Annotated in this window: 13 protein-coding genes; 9 read left to right on the top strand and 4 right to left on the bottom strand. The window is 62.4% G+C overall.

Features of this window, described 5'->3' with window-relative positions; translation table 11 throughout:
- The first annotated feature begins 67 nt into the window (after positions 1-67).
- From BM110_RS03105 to BM110_RS03085, 5 genes are all read left to right on the top strand, one after another.
- On the top strand, positions 68-2,404 hold the full coding sequence (locus BM110_RS03105) for a putative bifunctional diguanylate cyclase/phosphodiesterase (protein ID WP_093512326.1): 2,337 nt from the start codon (positions 68-70) through the stop codon (positions 2,402-2,404).
- Positions 2,405-2,615: 211 nt separating this feature from the next.
- A complete protein-coding gene (locus BM110_RS03100; RefSeq protein ID WP_092240981.1) occupies positions 2,616-3,293 on the top strand; it encodes a methylamine utilization protein in 678 nt (225 codons plus the stop codon).
- Positions 3,277-5,625 carry a putative bifunctional diguanylate cyclase/phosphodiesterase gene (locus BM110_RS03095; protein ID WP_093119536.1) on the top strand — a complete coding sequence of 783 codons (2,349 nt, stop codon included), beginning with the start codon at positions 3,277-3,279 and terminating at the stop codon, positions 5,623-5,625. The genes BM110_RS03100 and BM110_RS03095 overlap by 17 nt, the downstream gene beginning before the upstream one ends.
- Positions 5,626-5,630: 5 nt before the next feature.
- On the top strand, positions 5,631-6,494 hold the full coding sequence (locus BM110_RS03090; RefSeq protein ID WP_093512323.1) for a DUF3034 family protein: 864 nt from the start codon (positions 5,631-5,633) through the stop codon (positions 6,492-6,494).
- Complete coding sequence (locus BM110_RS03085; protein ID WP_093512321.1) at positions 6,494-6,913, top strand: group I truncated hemoglobin; 420 nt, start codon at positions 6,494-6,496, stop codon at positions 6,911-6,913. Before BM110_RS03090 ends, BM110_RS03085 begins: the two co-directional genes overlap by 1 nt.
- A 61-nt stretch (positions 6,914-6,974) precedes the next feature.
- On the opposite strand, the gene BM110_RS03080 is transcribed toward BM110_RS03085, so the two are convergent.
- Entirely contained in the window at positions 6,975-9,392 is a 2,418-nt protein-coding gene (locus BM110_RS03080) for a glucose/quinate/shikimate family membrane-bound PQQ-dependent dehydrogenase (protein WP_071488661.1), read from the bottom strand.
- Positions 9,393-9,927: 535 nt separating this feature from the next.
- Positions 9,928-11,946, bottom strand: coding sequence for a TonB-dependent receptor (locus BM110_RS03075; protein ID WP_093512319.1), 2,019 nt, complete (start codon positions 11,944-11,946; stop codon positions 9,928-9,930).
- A gap of 137 nt (positions 11,947-12,083) precedes the next feature.
- Between BM110_RS03075 and BM110_RS03070 the strand changes: the two genes are divergently transcribed.
- Positions 12,084-12,317, top strand: coding sequence for a VF530 family protein (locus BM110_RS03070; RefSeq protein ID WP_048720273.1), 234 nt, complete (start codon positions 12,084-12,086; stop codon positions 12,315-12,317).
- A 4-nt stretch (positions 12,318-12,321) separates the two neighbouring features.
- Entirely contained in the window at positions 12,322-12,945 is a 624-nt protein-coding gene (locus BM110_RS03065; RefSeq protein ID WP_093512317.1) for a Pr6Pr family membrane protein, read from the top strand.
- A gap of 1 nt (position 12,946) precedes the next feature.
- Here the strand turns inward: BM110_RS03065 and BM110_RS03060 are convergent, their stop codons facing one another.
- Entirely contained in the window at positions 12,947-13,714 is a 768-nt protein-coding gene (locus BM110_RS03060) for a siderophore-interacting protein (protein WP_093512315.1), read from the bottom strand.
- On the bottom strand, positions 13,711-14,247 hold the full coding sequence (locus BM110_RS03055; RefSeq protein WP_071488665.1) for a PadR family transcriptional regulator: 537 nt from the start codon (positions 14,245-14,247) through the stop codon (positions 13,711-13,713). The genes BM110_RS03060 and BM110_RS03055 overlap by 4 nt, the downstream gene beginning before the upstream one ends.
- Positions 14,248-14,763: 516 nt before the next feature.
- Between BM110_RS03055 and BM110_RS03050 the strand changes: the two genes are divergently transcribed.
- Together BM110_RS03050 and BM110_RS03045 are read left to right on the top strand one after the other, a co-directional pair.
- Positions 14,764-15,264, top strand: a complete 501-nt coding sequence (locus BM110_RS03050; protein ID WP_092241001.1) for a CS1 type fimbrial major subunit — start codon at positions 14,764-14,766, stop codon at positions 15,262-15,264.
- 129 nt (positions 15,265-15,393) lie between these two features.
- Positions 15,394-17,916 (top strand): CS1-pili formation C-terminal domain-containing protein, encoded by a 2,523-nt coding sequence (locus tag BM110_RS03045; protein ID WP_093512313.1) that lies wholly within the window; start codon positions 15,394-15,396, stop codon positions 17,914-17,916.
- Positions 17,917-17,918 lie beyond the last annotated feature (2 nt).

Here is a 17,918-nt window from a genome sequence, read left to right as displayed (position 1 = left end):
GCAGGGAATGCACATGACAAAGGGACGTAGTGGCAGAGAGAGGCGAACGCTGCCAGAGGGCACTGCGATGAAGTGGCGCCACACGTTCCAGACCCGCATCGCCGGGGTGCTCGCGCTGCTGCTGCTGGTAGTCGTGGCCGCCACCTATTTCTCGGTAAAGACCGCCACCGCCCGCGCAGTGGAAAACCAGGCGCAAGTCCAACTGAAAACCGGCAGCCAGGTGTTCGAACGCTTGCTCGATCTGCGCGGGCGTCGCCTGCAATACGGCCTGGACTGGCTGACCGCCGACCTGCCGTTCAAGCAAGCCGTGGCCGACGGCAAGACCGTGCCGATCCTTGCTGCGCTGCGCCGTCACGGCACGGGTATCCGCTCCAGCGAGGTGTTTGTGCTGGGCCTGGATGGCAAGGTCATGGTCAGCACGTTGCCGATCCTCACCCGTGGCCAGTTTTTCCCCTACGACGATGCCCTGCGTCACGCGCGGCGCACGGGGCTGCAGATGTTGATCGTGGCCATGGATGGGCGTCCGTATTTGTTGGTGCAGGATGAAGTACTCGACCCGCTGCCTATCGCACGCATCGTCATGGGGTTCCCCATGGACAAGCTGTTCGCCAGTGAACTGCGTTCCATGAGCAACCTGGAGGTGTCGTTCCTCAGCGTGCAGGACGGCAAGCCCGGCCCGTTGTTCAGCACGCAGCCGGACGCCTACCAGGCCGGTACCCTCAGCCTGTTGCGCGACGGGCATGTCGACCCCGAACCGCGGATCCATTTGTTCTACGGCCAGCGTGTGCTCAGCCAGGTATTACCGCTGGCCAACACGGGCGACGGCGATGATGTGCGGGTGCTGTTGCAAAGCCCGCTGGACCACGCCCTGGAATCCTTTGCGCCGCTGGACCGGCAGTTCCTCGGGATTGCCCTGGCGGTGCTGGTGGTGTCGTTGGCCGGCGCGTTGTTTTTGGCGCGGCGAGTGTCGCGCCCGCTCAATGCGCTGGTGCAGGCGGCCGAACGCATCGGCGCCGGTGACTACCGCACGCCGGTGCGGGTGCGCAGCCATGATGAGTTCGGCCTGTTGGCCCGTGCGTTCAACGCCATGCAAAGCGGCATCGCTGTGCGTGAGCGGCAACTGGCGCACAACGCGTTGCATGATCCGCTCACCGGCCTGCCCAATCGCGCCCTGGCGATGGAGCGCCTGGGCAGTGCGATCAGCGCCGGCAGGCCGGTGGTGTTGCTGTATGTGGGGATCGAAAATTACCGGGTGATCAACGAAGGCTTTGGCCCCGAAGGTGTCGAGGAAATGCTGCGCGAAGCCAGTCGCTGCCTGGCCATGAGCCTGTTGGCCAGCGACACCGCGGCACGTATTGCCGGCAGTGAGTTTTTGCTGTTGCTGGAAAACACCGAGGTCGACCGCGCCGTGGCCCGCGCCGACCGCCTCTACGCGCTGCTCACCGAGCCCCAGCGCATCGGCAATGACGAACTGCGCCACGAAGTCAGCATCGGCATCGCGGCTTACCCCGCCGACGGCCAGCAAGTGGAAGAGTTGATCAGCCGCGCCGCCATCGCCCGGCATGACGCCGCGAGCCTGCCGGGGCATCTGCAGATCTACCAGCAGGACCGCGACCTGGCCCATCAGCGCCAGATCACCCTGATCCGCGACCTGCGGCGTGCGGCCATCGAGGGCGAGTTGTTCCTGTGCTACCAGCCCAAACTCGACCTCAAGCACGGCCATGTGCGTCAGGCCGAAGCCTTGTTGCGCTGGCAGCACCCGACCCTGGGCCAGGTGTCTCCCGCCGAGTTCATCCCCCTGGCCGAACGCACCGGCAGCATGAGCAGCCTGACGCTGTGGGTGATCGAAGAAGCGGTGCGCCAGATCGCCGAGTGGGCGCAGCGCGGCCTGCTGATCCAGCTGTCGGTGAATATTTCGGTGGACGACCTGGCTGATGACGACCTGGCGATTCGCGTCACCGCGCTGTTGATGCAGTACCAGGTGGACGCCGGGCAACTGATCTTCGAGATCACCGAAAGCGCGATCATGCACAACCCGCAACAGGCCCTCAGCGTGCTGGAGCAACTGCGCGGTTGCGGTATCAGCCTGTCGGTGGATGACTTTGGTACCGGCTACTCGTCCCTCGCGCAATTGCAGCGCTTGCCGGTGCAGGAGTTGAAGATCGACCAGTCCTTCGTGCGCAACCTCGACAGCACCAGCGGCGATGGCGTGATCGTGCGCTCCACCATCGAGATGAGCCACAACCTCGGACTCAAGGTAGTGGCCGAGGGCGTGGAGTTTGCCCCCAGCCTCAAGCTGCTCAAGCAGTGGAATTGCGATACCGCCCAGGGCTACCTGATCAGCCGCCCGCTGAACGCGATGGCGTTCGAGATGTGGATGCGGCGTGAGCGGGTGCCGATCTAGAAAAGCCTTTCCCTTCGACTGCAGATTTTCAAAACAGCGTCGATAACCTCTACAAGGCTTGACCGAATGCATAGTTTTTTGCCGACAGGCGGTTATGTATTGCTGTAAAACCGATGATGGCAATTGGCCTTGCTTGCGTCATCATGCATGCACTTCAATGTTTCTGTGCCAAGGCAGGCTGCTCTTTCAGCTCATTTCCTGCGGATCGACCATGGCTTGGATTTTTCACTCGTTACTTCGTACGGCACTGTTGCTGGCTGTGGCCGGCCCCGCATCGGCGGCGACGCTTGAGGTGTTGGCCCTGCAGGTCGACGGTCAGCCTGTTGCCGATGCCGTGGTCACCTTGCACGGCCCGGCGCAGGCGCCGCAAGGCGTGCTCAAGGCGGATATGGACCAGCGCGGTCAACGCTTCGCGCCCCATGTACTGGCAGTGCACACCGGTACCCAGGTGCGCTTTCCCAACAGCGACAATATTCGCCATCAGGTGTATTCGTTCTCCGCTGCCAAGCGCTTCGAACTGCGCCTTTACGAAGGCACGCCCACTGACCCGCTGCTGTTCGACAGGCCCGGCGTGGTGGTGCTGGGCTGCAATATCCATGACTGGATGCTCGGCTATATCTATGTCACCGATGACCCACGTTTCGGCGTCAGCGATGCCCAGGGCCGTGTGCGCCTGGAACAGTTGCCGGCCGGTGACTACCACCTCACCGTGTGGCATCCGCAACTGGCAGATATGCAGCCGTTGGATGGCGGCACCTTGCACATGCCTGCTGCCGGGCTCAGCCACCGTGTGACGTTGAGCCTGGAGCCCGCACCGGCGGATTTGCCGCCGCCGCCCAGCGCCTTTGGCGATGCCTTCAATCGAGCCGCCCATGAAACTGCGCAGTAGCTTCCAGGCGCGGGTCGCCTGCGTGTTGATCGTGCTGTCACTGGTGGTGATCGGCGCGCTGTATTTCAGCGTCAAGGCCGCCACCCGCTCGGCGGTCCACGGCCAGGCCCTGGCCCAGCTGGACGTGGGCACGCGGGTGTTCGAGCGCTTGCTCGACACACGCGGTCGGCGCCTGGCCGATGGCGTGCAGTTGTTGGCGGCCGACTTCGGTTTTCGCGATGCGGTCGCCAGTGGCGATTCGGCAACCCTGCGCTCGGTGCTGCTCAACCACGGCAAGCGCATCAACGCCAGCGACATGATCCTGCTGGGCATGGACGGAAAAGTCCTGGCCAGCACCCTGGAGGACGTTCCGGAGGGCTCGACCTTTCGCTACGACCAGGCCCTGCGCGAAGCCCGGCGCAATCGTCAGGCGATGCTGATGGTGCCGTTGCAGGGCGAGCCGCATCTGTTGGTGGAAGCTTCGGTGCTGGCGCCGTTGCCTATCGCGCGGGTGGTAATGGGGTTCAGCATGGACGCGGCATTTGCCGATGAGCTGCGTTCGTTGAGCAACCTGGAAGTCTCGTTCCTGGCGATTGATCATGACCGCCCCGGCGAGCTGGTCAGTACCCAGCCGCAAGCACTGCGCCAGAGCATCAGCGCGCTGATGCTGGGCGACTCGACGCGGCGTGGGGTGTCCACCACCGATCACCTTGAGCACCGCTTCCTCAGTCAATCGCTGGTATTGGCCAGTGATGAAAACGGCAAAGTCCTGGCCCTGCTGCAAAGCCCGCTGGATGCAGCGATGCAGGCCTTTGTGCCATTGGATGAAAAGATTCTCGGGATTGCCCTGGTCGCGCTGATCGCTTCATTGATCGGTGCCTTGCTGCTGGCGCGCACGGTGTCGCGTCCGGTGCAGGCCTTGGCGCAGGCGGCCGAACGCATCGGCAGCGGCGACTATCAGACCCCGGTGGTGCTGGCGCGCAGTGATGAACTGGGGCGCCTGGCCCTGGCGGTCAACGCGATGCAAAACGGCATTGCCGAGCGCGAACAACAGCTGGCGCACAATGCCTTGCATGATCGCGTCACCGGCCTGCCGAACCGTGCGCTGGCCATGGAACGCCTGGGCAGTTCGATTGCCCTGCAACGCCCGGTGGCCCTGATCTACCTGGGCATCGACAACCTGCGCGCCGCCAGCGAAACCGCCGGCCCCGAAGCGGTGGACCAACTGCTGATCACGGTCAGCCAGCGCCTGCAAGCGGCGTTGCGCCCCGGCGATACCGTGGCGCACCTGATCGCCGACGAATTCCTGCTGCTGCTCGAAGGGGCAGGCAGCGACGAAGCGGTGGGCATGGCCGACAAACTGCAACAGCTGCTGCTGCGTCCCCAGCGCATCAACGGCCATGACCTGGCGCTGGATTGTCGCCTGGGCATCGCGGTGTACCCGGTCGATGGTGAAAGCCCGCACACCTTGCTGGAACGCGCGGCCATCGCCATGAAGGACGCCGCGCAAATGCCCGGCCGCCTGCAAATCTACGAGCAGGGCCGCGACCTGGCGCACCGCCGCCAGATTACGCTGATCCGTGACCTGCGCCACGCGGCCAACCAGGGTCAACTGTTGCTGCACTACCAGCCCAAGCTGGATATCCGCCAGGGCCATGTGCGTCAGGCCGAAGCGCTGTTGCGCTGGCAGCATCCGCAGTTCGGCATGGTCTCGCCGGGGGAATTCATCCCGCTGGCCGAGCGCTCGGGCAGTATCCAGTTGCTGACCCAATGGGTCATCGAGCAGGGCATTCGCCAGTTGTGCGAATGGAACCGGCGCGGCCTGTCCTTGCAACTGTCGCTGAACATCTCGGCGGACGATCTGCTGGGCGATGAGCTGGCCCACCGGGTCTCGGCATTGCTGTGTCGCTATGGTTTGCCGGCCGAGCAACTGCTGTTTGAAATCACCGAAAGCGCGGTGATGCGTGAGCCGGAAAAAGCCCTCAAGGTGCTCAACTTGCTGCGCGATTGCGGTATCGGCCTGTCGGTGGACGATTTCGGCACCGGCTATTCGTCACTGGCGCACCTCAAGCGCCTGCCGGTGCAGGAGTTGAAGATCGACCAATCCTTTGTGCGCAACCTCGATGAAACCAGTGAAGACGCAGTGATCGTGCGTTCCACCATCGAGATGAGCCACAACCTGGGCCTCAAGGTCGTTGCCGAGGGCGTCGAATATGCCCACAGCCTGCGCCTGCTGGAGCGCTGGCAGTGCGACACAGCCCAGGGTTACCTGATCAGCCGGCCGTTGAGTGCCGACGCCTTTGAAGCCTGGATGGCCTTGCCGCTCAGTGCGCAAACTTCCCTGGTTCATTGAGTGACATGACCGTGCGTTTTTCTTTCCTGATCGGTTGCCTTGGCGCACTGGCCCTGCAAACGGCACTGGCCGACAACGGCCGCCTGATCGCTACCGGCGGCGCCAGCAGTATCGAAGGCGCGGCGGGCGGTGGGATCACACCCTGGGCAGTGCTGGCCGGATACGGCGAACAGCACGAATGGGGCGCCACGGCGTTCGCGGCCACGGTCAATCTGCCGGATTATCGGCTGGACGTGGCCGGGCTGGCGCTGGCCTACGACAACCGCGTCGAGGTGTCTTTCGCCCGCCAGCGCTTCGACCTCGGCAGCCTGGTGCATAAGCTCAATCTGCCCGAGGACAACCTGGGCCAGGACGTGGTCGGCCTCAAGGTGCGCCTGTTCGGTGATGTGATCTACGACGCGCTGCCGCAGGTTTCCCTGGGCCTGGAATACAAGCACCAGACGAACTTTGATATCCCCAGCCTGGTGGGCGCCAGGCGCGACAGCGACGTCGAAGGCTACCTGGCCGCCAGCCGCCTGTTCATGGGCGCCGCGTTTGGCTACAACGTGCTGGTCAACGGCAGCCTGCGCTACAGTCGGGCCAATGAAACCGGCTTGCTCGGCTTTGGCGGCGACCGCCGCGACAGCCGCAGCCTGCTCAAGGAAGGCTCGCTGGCGTTGCTGCTCAACCCGCGTTGGGCGGTGGGCGTGGAGTACCGTGAGAAGCCCGACAACCTGTCGTTTGCCGGCGAAAGTGATTGGGCGGATCTGTTCGTGGGGTACTTCCCCAACAAGCATGTGTCGTTTGTATTGGCTTATGCACGGCTTGGCGAAATCGCCACGCTGGACCACCAGAACGGCACGTATTTGTCCGTGCAGGGGAGTTTCTGATGCGCTGTCTACCGCTGGTTTTCGTGCTGCTGCTCAGCGCCTGCGCGCAGCAACCGCCCAAGGACGACAGCCTCTATCGCGACCTCGGCGCCATGCCCGGCATCACGCGGATCGTGGAGGGCATGTTGCTCAACATCGCCCGGGATGATCGTATCGTCGAGCGCTTCCGGCGCATTGATATCCAGCGTCTGCGCAACAAGCTGATCGAGCAGTTCTGTGTGGAGGCGGGTGGGCCCTGCACCTACACCGGTGACAGCATGGCCGAGAGTCACAAGGGCCAGAATGTGAGCCGCAGTGATTTCAATGCGTTGGTGGAGGACTTGATCAAGGCGATGGACAGCGAGGGAATTGCGGTGCCGGTGCAGAACCGCCTGATTGCGCGGCTGGCGGTGATGCGCGGTGAAGTCATAGAACACTGATAAAAAATGCGGGAGGGGGCTTGCCCCCCTCCCACAGTGACAGTTCTGTTGCCGGTGTCGCTTATTCCGGCAGTTTGAACGCCATCACATAGTCACCCTGCTTGGTGCCCAGGGAACCGTGACCGCCGGCCATGACCAGCACGTACTGCTTGCCATCCTTGCCGGTGTAGGTCATCGGGGTGGTCTGCGCGCCGGCTGGCAGGCGACCTTCCCACAGTTGCTTGCCGTTTTTCACGTCGTAGGCACGCAGGTACTGGTCGAGGGTGCCGCTGAGGAACGCGACGCCACCGGCGGTGGTGAAGGTGCCACCCAGGCTGGGCACGCCCATGGTCAGCGGGACCGGAACCGGCGAGCTGTCACGCACGGTGCCGTTCTTGTGCATCCAGATGGTTTTGTGGGTGGTCAGGTCGACCGCGGCCACATAACCCCATGCCGGTGCCTGGCACGGCAGGCCCATTGGCGACAGCAGGGCTTCGAGGATCACGCCGTACGGCGCGCCTTTGTTTGGCTGCACGCCTTCGGTTTCGCTGACGCGCGGGCCTTGCTTGGCGATGTCGGCCGCCGGGATCAGCTTGGACTTGAACGCCATATAGCTCGGGTTGACGAAGGCAATCTGGCGCACCGGGTCGACGGAAATGCCACCCCAGTCAAACACGCCGAAGTTGCCCGGGTACACGATCGAACCTTGCAGTGAAGGCGGGGTGAACGCACCGTCGTAGCGCATGGATTTGAAATCGATGCGGCACAGCAGTTGGTCGAACGGTGTCACGCCCCACATGTCACGCTCTTTGAGCGGCGGCGGCATGAAGTTCAGGTCCGACTTCGGCTGGGTTGGCGAGGTGTGGTCGCCCGCGACGGCGCCTTGCGGCACGGCCACTTCGTGGATCGGCACCACGGGTTGGCCGGTGGCGCGGTCCAGCACGTAGATGCTGCCTTGCTTGGTCGACGCCATCACCGCCTGCTTCACGCCGGCTTCGGTCTTGATGTCGATCAGCGACGGCTGGCCGCCTACGTCCATGTCCCACAGGTCATGGTGAGTGAACTGGAAGGTCCACTTCACATGGCCGCTGTCGATGTCCAGGGCGGTCAGGCCGGCGCTGTATTTTTCCGAGTCTTCGGTACGGTCGCCGCCGTATTGGTCGGGCATCTGGTTGCCCATCGGCAGGTACAGCATGCCGAGTTTTTCATCCACGGCGAACATGGACCACATGTTCGGCGAGTTGCGGGTGTAGGTCTTGCCTTCGGCCAACGGGGTAGTGTCGTCCGGGTTGCCACTGTCCCAGTTCCACACCAGCTTGCCGGTGTGCACGTCGAACGCGCGGATCACGCCGCTGGGCTCGTCGGTGGAGACGTTGTCGGTGACGTGGCCGCCGATCACCACCAGGTTCTTGGTGACGGCCGGTGGCGAGGTGGAGTAGTAACCGCCTGGGGCGAAGCTGCCGATGTTGGCACGCAGGTCGACCTGGCCTTTGTCGCCGAAGTCTTCGCACATCTTGCCGGTGTCGGCGTTGAGGGCGATCAGGCGGGTGTCGGCGGTTGGCACGAAGATGCGTTTCGGGCAGGCGTTCGGTGCGGCGGCCGGGCTGGCGCTGCCGGTCGGGCTTTGCTCGGAAGCGTACACGGCGTCATCGTGATACGACACGCCACGGCAGGTCATGTGTGCCCAGCCCTTGAAGTTCTCGGCACCCTGGCTGCTGATCTTCGGATCGAAGCGCCAGATTTCCTTGCCGGTGTCCGGGTCGAGGGCAATCACCTGGCTGTGCGGGGTGCACACGTAGAGCATGCCGTTGACTTTCAGCGGGGTGTTTTCCGCGGTGGTCTCGCCTGGATCATTCGGGCCAGGGATGTCACCGGTGCGGTAGGTCCACGCCGGCACCAACTTGTGGGCGTTTTCCGGGGTGATCTGCGCCAGCGGCGAGTAGCGGTCACCGTAGGCCGAACGGCCGTAGGAGTTCCAGTCGCCATCGGCCTGGGACGGCGCAGCGCTGGCCATGCCTGGCACCGCGTCGCGGTCCAGTTGGCCGGTCTTGACCATCTCACCCGGGTTGGTGAACTGGCTGGCCAGGGCGGTAGCACCTGCCAACACCACGGCGACGCTCAGCGCGCCAGTGCCCAGTGGGGCAGGTTGGCCGCGCAGCAACGGACGGCGGAACCACGGCAGCAGCATGACGATACCCAGGGCGAACAGCAGCGCCAGGCGCGGCACCAACTGCCACCAGTCCAGGCCGACTTCCCACAGCGCCCACACGGTACTGGCGAACAGCACCAGTGCGTACAGGCCCAGCGCGGCGCGGCGGGTGGCCAGCAACAGGATGCCGGTCAGGGTGATGCCGATACCGGCCAGCAGGTAGTACAGCGACCCGCCGAGCATCGTCAGCTTGATACCCCCGGCCAGCAAGGCCAGGCCCATGATCAGCAGCAAGACGCCTAGCAACCTGGGCAGCAGGCGGCTTGGGCTCGAAGCACCATCAGTGCTCATAGTGTGTTTCTCCGTGACGTTGGAATTATGTGACCCCGTGCTTCACTGTAGATGACGATTCGGCACGGGCTTGGTTCAGCGTTAATTCGGTTTTTCTGGGGATAAGTGGGGTTATCCACAGACGGGCGATTTATCCCCAGGCGCAGCTCGGGGTAAGACAGCGCTGTCTTTGCAGGTGGGAATAATCAGCAAGATGAGGTCGACCGGGGGCGTGAAACGTTTCAGTTTGTTGCGGCAAGGATAAAGGGAGAGGGCGTCGAGAGAAAGCGTAAATCGCAAGATGCATCATTTCAGATTTGGTAACAGTGACAGATAGTCGCTGCAACGTTGGCTTCATGAAGCCCTGCCCTGTGGCGAGCGGGCTTGTTGTGGCGAGCGGGCTTGCCCCGCGTTGGGCTGCGAAGCAGCCCCCTGTCAATTCACCGCATTCTTTGAGAAAGACTCAGTGACTGGTTTTGGGGCTGCTGCGCAGCCCTACGCGGGGCAAGCCCGCTCGCCACAGTAAGCGGGTTGCTACAGGCTGGGGGGAAATTTTTTAGAAGGTAGTTCGAACGCCAAACTGCACACTTCTACCCGGTGCCGGGGCAATATCGCGCAGGATCGAGCTGGCATAGCGCACGGTCTGGTTTGTCAGGTTCTCGCCGTTCACGAACGCCAGCCACTGGCTGCCACCCATATTGAAGTGATAACCCATGCTTGCGCCGAGCGTAGTGTAGCCATCGGTGCCGCTTTCGTTATCCGGCACGCGACCCTGGCCCGCCGCGTGTTCCACATCGATACGTGCCTGCCAGCGGTCCAGTTCCCATAGCAAGCCGCTGTTCAAGCGCAACGGTGCGATACGCGGGAGGGCTTCGCCGGTGTCGAGGTTGGTCGCACGGGTGTAGTCGCCTGACAGTTCCAGCGCGAACTTACCGTAGGCGCTTTCGCCAAGTTTCCAGTGATCCTGGGCTTCAAAGCCGGCGAAGCGTGCCCGCACGCCAGAGTACTTGTACTCAGGGATACCGCCCGCGTCTTCTTCGCCTTCATCGTTCAGCGTGCGACCGCTGCCCAACAGCCCGATGTAGTTGGAGAAGCGGCTGTAGAACACCCCGAAGCTGCCCTTGTGCGTGCCATTGTCAAAGCGCAGCGCCAGGTCGCTGGACACGGCTTTTTCTTTTTTCAGGTTGGCATCCCCCAGCTCGTAGGTGCCGGTGGCGACGTGGGCGCCGTTGGCATACAGCTCGTAGAAGGTCGGTGCACGCTCGGTGTAGCCCAGGGTGGCGGCCAGGGACCACACGGGTGTGAGGGTGTAGACCGCACCCGAAGACAAGCTGCCGGCGGTGAAGTCATTGGATTTGTCGGCATTGGCAAAACGCGCGTTGCCCTTGGCATCCGGGTCGACGCTGGTGTGTTCCAGGCGCCCGCCGAGGCTGAGTTTGAGGCGCTCGGTGGCCTGCATTTCTTCGAGGATAAACAGCGCGCCGGCGTTGGTGTCGGTCTGCGGCACGAAGGCCTCTTCGCCGAGGGCGGAGAACTCGTTGCGGGTCACTTGCGCGCCCACCACGCCATCGAACGGGCCAAGCGGCTGGTGGCGGGCTTCTATCCGGGCTTCATACCCCTTGTTCTTGAAGATCGTGCCGGTTTCGCCACCTTCGATTTCGCGGTGCTCGTAGTCGGTGTAGCCCGCGTCGAGTTTCACCGAGGTGAACGGACCCTGCAGGTTGCGGATCTCCGAAGCGAAGGCGTAGTGATCCTGCTTCATGCGGATGCGCACATCCTGTTCGGCAGGGGAGCCGTAGTTGGCGTCGTAGTTGCTGTAGGACAACCCGGCATAGCCGTCGTCCCAGGTGTAGGAACCGCCTACGGCACCGCCGTCCTGGCGCCCGTCGCTGTTGCCCAGGCGGCCATTCTTGCCGGGGGCGTCGTCGGTTGCCGGCGCGTGGCGGCTGCGCGCCTGACCTGGGATTTTCAGGTCGTTGAATTCCCGCGCGTTGGCGTCCAGGTGCAAGGCGAACGTGCCGTTGCCAGCCTCCAGTTTGCCGGCGCTGCTGCGCGTGGTGTCGGCGCCGCCGTAACGCAATTCACCGGCACCGTGGATGCCTTCGATGGCTTCGGTGGGGATGCGGTTGTCAAAGGTGTTGACCACGCCACCGATGGCGCTGCCGCCGTACAACAGCGCCGCCGGGCCGCGCACGATTTCAACGCGATCCACGTTGACCGGGTCGAGCGGCACCGCGTGGTCGTAGGACAGCGATGACGCATCCAGCGCGCCCACGCCATTGCGCAGGATGCGAATGCGGTCGCCATCCTGCCCGCGGATGATCGGCCGGCTGGCGCCCGGGCCAAAGTACGACGACGACACGCCTGGCTGCTTGTTCAGGGTTTCGCCGAGGCTGCCCTTTTGTTGCAGGGTCAGGTCATCGCCTTCCAGCACGGTGGTCGGCGAGGCGAGCTGCTCGCTGCCCAGGGGGTTGCCGGTGATGACTTGGGGTTGCAGCTCCAGGGCATGGGCTTCGGAGCCGATCAGGAGGGCGGCGGCGAGCGGGGACAGGCGCCATAGGGAAGAGAAGAGCATTGGGCATTCCTTTGTAAAGCAACGAAAAGATTTGATATGTATAGTTACAATATAACATCTCTTTTTCGCTGAAAACGGGAACTTTTTTGATCGTGCTAAAGTGCGCAGCTGTGTGTTCTCTTTTCTAAAGGCCTGGCATGACCGCGACAAGCAACGACCCTCTCCACGGCGTGACCCTGCAACACGTCCTCACCACCCTGGTGGAGCATTACGAATGGGCCGGCCTGGCCGAACGCATTGACGTACGCTGCTTCAAGAGCGACCCGAGCATCAAGTCAAGCCTCACGTTCTTGCGCAAGACCCCGTGGGCGCGGGAAAAAGTCGAAGGGTTGTACGTGAAACTGATGCGTACCAAACGCCCGCTGGACTGATCCCATGAAGCGGTTTGTGGCTGCGGCGGCGCTTGCTGGTTGGGTGGGGTTGGTGATTCAGCAATACCTGATTTTCTATTCGCGCTGGGAATCCGGCGCCAGCCTGATGGGCGGGCTGGTCAACTTTTTCAGTTTCTTCACCGTGCTCACCAACACCCTCGCGGTGGTGGTGTTGAGCTATGCGCTGGTGAAGCGCGATTCACCCGCGAAGCGGTTTTTCCTCGCGCCCGGCATCAGCAGTGGGATCGCCGTGAGCATCCTGGTGGTGGGCCTGGCTTACAACCTGTTGCTGCGGCATCTGTGGCAACCCGAAGGCTTCCAGTTCATCGCCGACGAGTTGCTGCACGACGTAATGCCGGTGCTGTTTTTTATCTACTGGTGGCAGTGCGTGCCCAAGGGCAACCTGCACCTCAGGCACATCGCCGGCTGGGTGATTTACCCGCTGGTGTACTTTGCCTATGTGCTGCTGCGGGGGGATTTGCTCGGGCAGTATCAGTACCCGTTCATTGATGTGGGCACCCTTGGTTATCCACAGGTGTTCGTGAATGCGGGGGGCATTCTGGCGGGGTTTGTCGCGATTGCAGCGGCAGTGGTGGGGCTGGACAAGCTCATCAAGCCCCAGCCCTGATTCATTCTTCGTCGCTGCCTTCGGCGCGCCAGTAACCGACGGTCTTGAGGAACTCCTCCTTGACCTGGTGCGTGTCCAGCAGCACGCGGCGCACCTGGCGCGACAGCTTGGTTTCGGTGGCGACAAAGCTGTACAGCGAGCCACTCGGCAGCGTCAGTTCGCGCACGGTGTCGAGCAGGTCGTCCTGGCCGCGAATCACCCAGATCACCTGGACGTCGGCCGCGCTTTGCAGCGCCTGCTTTTCGGCTGTATTGGCGATCTCGATCACGGCCAGCACGGTGCGCCCGGCCGGCAATTCTTCCAGGCGGCGAGCGATGGCCGGGATGGCGGTTTCATCGCCGATCAACAGGTAGCTGTCGAAGATATCCGGCACGATCATCGAGCCCCGTGGCCCGCCGATGTACAGGTGTTGGCCAACCTGCGCCTGCTCGGCCCAGGTCGACGCAGGGCCGTCGCCATGCAGCACGAAGTCGATATCCAGCTCACCGATGCTCAGGTCGAAACGCCGCGGCGTGTAGTCGCGCATGGCCGGTTGCGGCCCGTCGCCCTTGATGGCGAACGTCGGGCTTTCCAGCGCGGCCTGTTCGGCGGCGTTCTGGGGGAACAGCAGCTTGATGTGATCGTCACTGCCCAGGCTGACAAACCCGGCCAATTCTGGCCCGCCCAGGGTGATGCGACGCATGCGCGGGGTGATGTCCACCACCCGCAGCACCTGCAGGCGGCGACGTTTGATTTCGTGGGTAACGCGATGGATGGTTTGCGTATTCATTGGTTTTCCCCGTCGACAATGGCCTGGGCGGTGCTGTTGAGCAGCGCCGCGACACGCACGATTTCTTCCGGGCTCCAGCGCCCGTGGTGCGAATGCAAGGCATGGCGCAGGTTGTGCACCGCCTCGTGGATTTCCGGCGGGCGGTCCTGGCCGCGCAGTGCGCGCTTGCTCACGTCCATGCGCAGACGAATACCGTCGAGGGCAACCGTCTGCTCGCTTAAGAAGAGACGACCGGCGTCGGTGATTGTGTAGCGTTTTTTCCCGCCTTCGGTGTCGCCGCTGATCAACTCGCTTTCTTCAAGAAAGGTCAGCGTGGGGTAGATCACCCCGGGGCTGGGGCTGTAGGCGCCGTCGAACAGGCTTTCGATCTGACGGATCAGGTCATAGCCATGGCATGGCTGTTCGGCGATCAGCGCCGGCAGCAGCAATTTCAGATCGCCTGGGGCAAAGACCCGCGGGCCGCGGCCACCGCGTTCGCGACCGCCGCGTTTTTCGAAGCCGTCGTGGCTGTCGTGGTGAGGGTGTCCTCTCATTGCGCTTCTCCTGTCGTGGTTAGATACAACGTAAGATATATCTTATGACTAGGGCAAACGCACCCGACCAACGGCACGCAAGGCATTACGAGCCTGAAAAGCAGGCTGAAAGTTTCGAGTTATTCAACTCTGTATAAATAGAGTAACTACTCAAGTAGTCAGTGGTGTTCTCTTACACGCGTTGTCGGCACGCGAATGTTGGAGTTTTTATGCGCATGTCGTATTGTTCTTACATACTTTTTCGGTGCGTAATTATTCTCGTTTATTATCAAGTAGTCTTTTTCTTACAGGTGATTTTAAAGTTTTGGCAAAATGCCACTTTTTTCCCATATTACTAGGTGTGTCTCGGCTACATGAAGTAGAGAAGCGGACTGCTTACTTGAACTTTTATTTTGAGAATACTTGTTGGGCATAAGGCGAGACGGTGCGTTCGTCAATGCAAGTTGTTGAAAAGTTTGCGTAATGCAGGTTTTTAATGACTTCACTAAATTGTTTTTAACCAACAGGTATATCGCTATGTTGAAACAACTTTCCGTCGCGGCCGCTCTGGTCGCGGTCGCCTTGAATTCGTCCCTGGTCGTTGCCGCCGATGACGCGCGCACCGCCATCAACATCAAGGCCGACATCCCGACCAAGCAGTTTCATGCGCAGCCACGGGACCCGAACTTCGGTAAAGACGAAACCATGAACTACAACCCGGTGAGCGGTGAGCTGAGTTCCCTGCGCGCCACGTTCGACGTGAAAAACACCGACGGTTCGGTGCATGCCTACATCGAAGGCGGCCCGACGTCGGCCGCGCTGTACAACGGTTCCAACAGCATTGCGCTGACCAACACCTTCAACGGCGTCACCCTGACTGGCACCCCGCAGGAAGTGGTGGACGACCCTCAATCCACCCCGGGCACCCAGGCCGACCTGGTGATCACTCCGGCCAAGCCGACAGACACCCAGAATGGCCTGTACACCGCCAGTTACACGGTGATCTTCGACGCCGTGCCGCGTACGCCGAATCCGTAACCGACGCGGAGCACCCCTGGCCCCGTGATCGCGACGATCACGCGGGCATTGACCCAAGGTCGGTTGCCGGCAATGGCTGCCGACCTTGTCAAGCAGCCCTGACTGTGCGTATTTACGAGTATTCCGTTCATGTTTTCGAAGACGCCTATTGCGGGCGCGCTGGCGCTATTGATGTGCGCCGGCGCCCTGGCCGCGCCGACAGCGCCTGGCACGACGCCGGGCAGTTTGCTGTCACAGTCCAAGGGATTGCCAAACGATTTCGAAGAGCACTTTTTTGACGTGCCCTTGGCCGTGCGCGTGGAACTGGACCAACAGTTTCTCGGCGAGGCCATGATTGTGCTGGATCGCAATGACCGTATTACCTTACTGGAATTCACAGACGCCAACGACAGTCCCTTCGCGGCTTCAGAACGGGCCAAGTGGCAGCAACTCCTGCAACAGGGCATGACCCTTGGAAGTTGCGAAAGAAGTTGCCCAGAGCAACTCCTGGCGATGCACTACAGCCTGGAAAACTCATTGGTCTCGATCCTCACCGAGAACGTCGAGCGCACCACGCAGACCAAGCGTTATTACGACCAGCCGGAGGCCGGAAGCCTGGGCCTGATCGTCAATAACCAATTGAACCTCAATGGTGGGCAGGATGAAGCGTTGGGCGGCCGTTACGGCCTGGAAGCCAGCGCCAGCGTCGGCAATTGGACCCAGGCACTGAACCTGCAACTGTCGCGTTTCGGCGGCACCGATACCACGCTGTACCACGCCGTGCATGAGCTTTACAGCCAGCGTGAAATGGAAGGCAACTTCCTGCGCCTGGGTTACTTCACCCCTGGCTCCGATGGCCTCACGCGGCAGGTCCGCTCATTCGGCGCCAACCCCGACACCGCCGTGGGCCTGATGTACGGCAGCTCCGACAGCCTGCTGATCAACAACCCCAAGCCCAGCGTGTACCCGATTTACGTCACCGCCAGCCGCCAGGCGTCGGTGGAGATCTACCGTAATGGCCTGTTGATCAATAGCCAGCCGGTGGCGGCGGGGTTGCAGACCCTCGACACACGCTCGCTGCCGGGGGGCATCTATGAAGTAGAGGTGCGTCTGATCGAAGACGGGCTGACCACGGCCACCACCCAGGAACTGGTGTACAAACCCAACAACTGGCGCAATGCCGACGAACGCTGGCGCTATAACACCTTCGTCGGTCGGGAAACCAAGCTGCTCAGTAACTGGGACGAACAAGCCACCGGGTTCATGACCTACGGCGCCAGCGCCAACTACCTGGCCCATCCACGGGTAATCCTGGGCCTGTCCACGCGCAAAGTGCGCGAGAAGATGCAATACGGCACGTCCATCGACTGGACCCTGGCCAACAGCACCAGCCTCTACGCCAACGTCTACCAGACCCAGGACCATGGCACCGGCCTGGATATGCAAGGCCTCTACAGCTACGGGCACGGCAGCGTGGTACTCAGCCACAACCGCAGTTGGCTGGACACCCGCCGCACCTTCGAGATCCTCCCCGATGGCACACGGCTGCGGCCGCGGACCGCCTTTATCGGCCAGACCAGCAACTCGTCGCTGTCGATCAACCATCGATTGAGCAACAAGAGTTCGATCAACTCGCGCCTGTCCTACAGCCAGGGCAACATCGAAGGGCTGGGCCTGGACCTGGGCTGGAACCAGCGCGGCAAGCTTCTCGGCAGCGACGCCAACTGGCGTTTTTCGGTGTTCGATCGCCCGGCCACCTCCAGCACCGGCGACAAACGCAACGTGGGCGTCGACGTGAGCGTCAGCCTGGCCCTGGGCGGGCCCAACGAGCAATGGTCCGCCAGCCTCGGTACGCGCACTGCCCGTGACGGCAGCCGCGACAACAATGGCTCGCTGACCTACCAGCGCACCCTGGACGATCACGTGCTGCAAAGCGTGTCGGCCACGGCGATTGCCGATACTTACGGCGTCGGGTTGTCCGGTCGTACCAGCTTCCAGACCGATGCGCTGTACGGCGATGCCTTTGCCCAGCGTTCCTCCTTCAACAACAAGATCACCGGTGGCTTGAACCTGAGCAGCACCGTCGCGGTGGGCGGGCAGAAAGTTGCCCTGAGCAGCCAGCCCCAAGGCCACGGCGCCGGGATGATCGTGGACGTGGAGACCGACCTGGACGACATCACCCTGCGCGCCGACGACCTTACCGGCGGCAGCAGCACCCTGCGGCCGGGGCGCAACTTCGTGCCCATCACCGCCTACAAGAACAGCACCCTGAGTTTCGACTTCGAGGGCAACCATCCACCGGCGGCCAACATTCAGCCGGCGCGGTCCAGCTACCACTTGAACAAGGGCGGGGTGGGCTACCGCAAGATCAGCGTGATGAAAACCGTCACGGTGCTCGGTCGCCTGCTGGATGCCCAGGGCCGGCCGCTCAAGGGGCACCACGTGATCAATCACGCCAGTCGCGGGGTCAGCGAGGTCGACGGGTTCTTCTCCATGGAGATGAACGCCAGCTCGCCCACCCTGGAAGTGCGCTACGCCAACCAGTTGCTCTGCCAGTTCCGCCTTGACCCCAGCCAGGCGCGCCAGGAGAGCGATGTGCTGATGATCGGTGACCTGCGCTGTACCCCTGACACCCTGGCCGAGGCCACCCTGGGCACGGCAACGGCGGGTTGAAT

It is taken from the genome of Pseudomonas sp. NFPP28 (assembly GCF_900115535.1).
GTDB lineage: Bacteria > Pseudomonadota > Gammaproteobacteria > Pseudomonadales > Pseudomonadaceae > Aquipseudomonas > Aquipseudomonas extremorientalis.
Note: the sequence above shows the minus strand (reverse complement) of the source record. Positions and strands in the feature narration are given on the sequence as shown.

Excerpts from the sequence above, each read along its gene's own strand:
- BM110_RS03080 (WP_071488661.1), bottom strand. The coding sequence starts at position 9,392 with ATGAGCACTGATGGTGCTTCGAGCCCAAGCCGCCTGCTGCCCAGGTTG.
- BM110_RS03060 (WP_093512315.1), bottom strand. The coding sequence starts at position 13,714 with ATGAATACGCAAACCATCCATCGCGTTACCCACGAAATCAAACGTCGC.
- BM110_RS03105 (WP_093512326.1), top strand. The coding sequence starts at position 68 with ATGAAGTGGCGCCACACGTTCCAGACCCGCATCGCCGGGGTGCTCGCG.
- BM110_RS03095 (WP_093119536.1), top strand. The coding sequence starts at position 3,277 with ATGAAACTGCGCAGTAGCTTCCAGGCGCGGGTCGCCTGCGTGTTGATC.
- BM110_RS03065 (WP_093512317.1), top strand. The coding sequence starts at position 12,322 with ATGAAGCGGTTTGTGGCTGCGGCGGCGCTTGCTGGTTGGGTGGGGTTG.
- BM110_RS03055 (WP_071488665.1), bottom strand. The coding sequence starts at position 14,247 with ATGAGAGGACACCCTCACCACGACAGCCACGACGGCTTCGAAAAACGC.
- BM110_RS03070 (WP_048720273.1), top strand. The coding sequence starts at position 12,084 with ATGACCGCGACAAGCAACGACCCTCTCCACGGCGTGACCCTGCAACAC.
- BM110_RS03050 (WP_092241001.1), top strand. The coding sequence starts at position 14,764 with ATGTTGAAACAACTTTCCGTCGCGGCCGCTCTGGTCGCGGTCGCCTTG.
- BM110_RS03045 (WP_093512313.1), top strand. The coding sequence starts at position 15,394 with ATGTTTTCGAAGACGCCTATTGCGGGCGCGCTGGCGCTATTGATGTGC.
- BM110_RS03090 (WP_093512323.1), top strand. The coding sequence starts at position 5,631 with ATGACCGTGCGTTTTTCTTTCCTGATCGGTTGCCTTGGCGCACTGGCC.
- BM110_RS03085 (WP_093512321.1), top strand. The coding sequence starts at position 6,494 with ATGCGCTGTCTACCGCTGGTTTTCGTGCTGCTGCTCAGCGCCTGCGCG.
- BM110_RS03075 (WP_093512319.1), bottom strand. The coding sequence starts at position 11,946 with ATGCTCTTCTCTTCCCTATGGCGCCTGTCCCCGCTCGCCGCCGCCCTC.
- BM110_RS03100 (WP_092240981.1), top strand. The coding sequence starts at position 2,616 with ATGGCTTGGATTTTTCACTCGTTACTTCGTACGGCACTGTTGCTGGCT.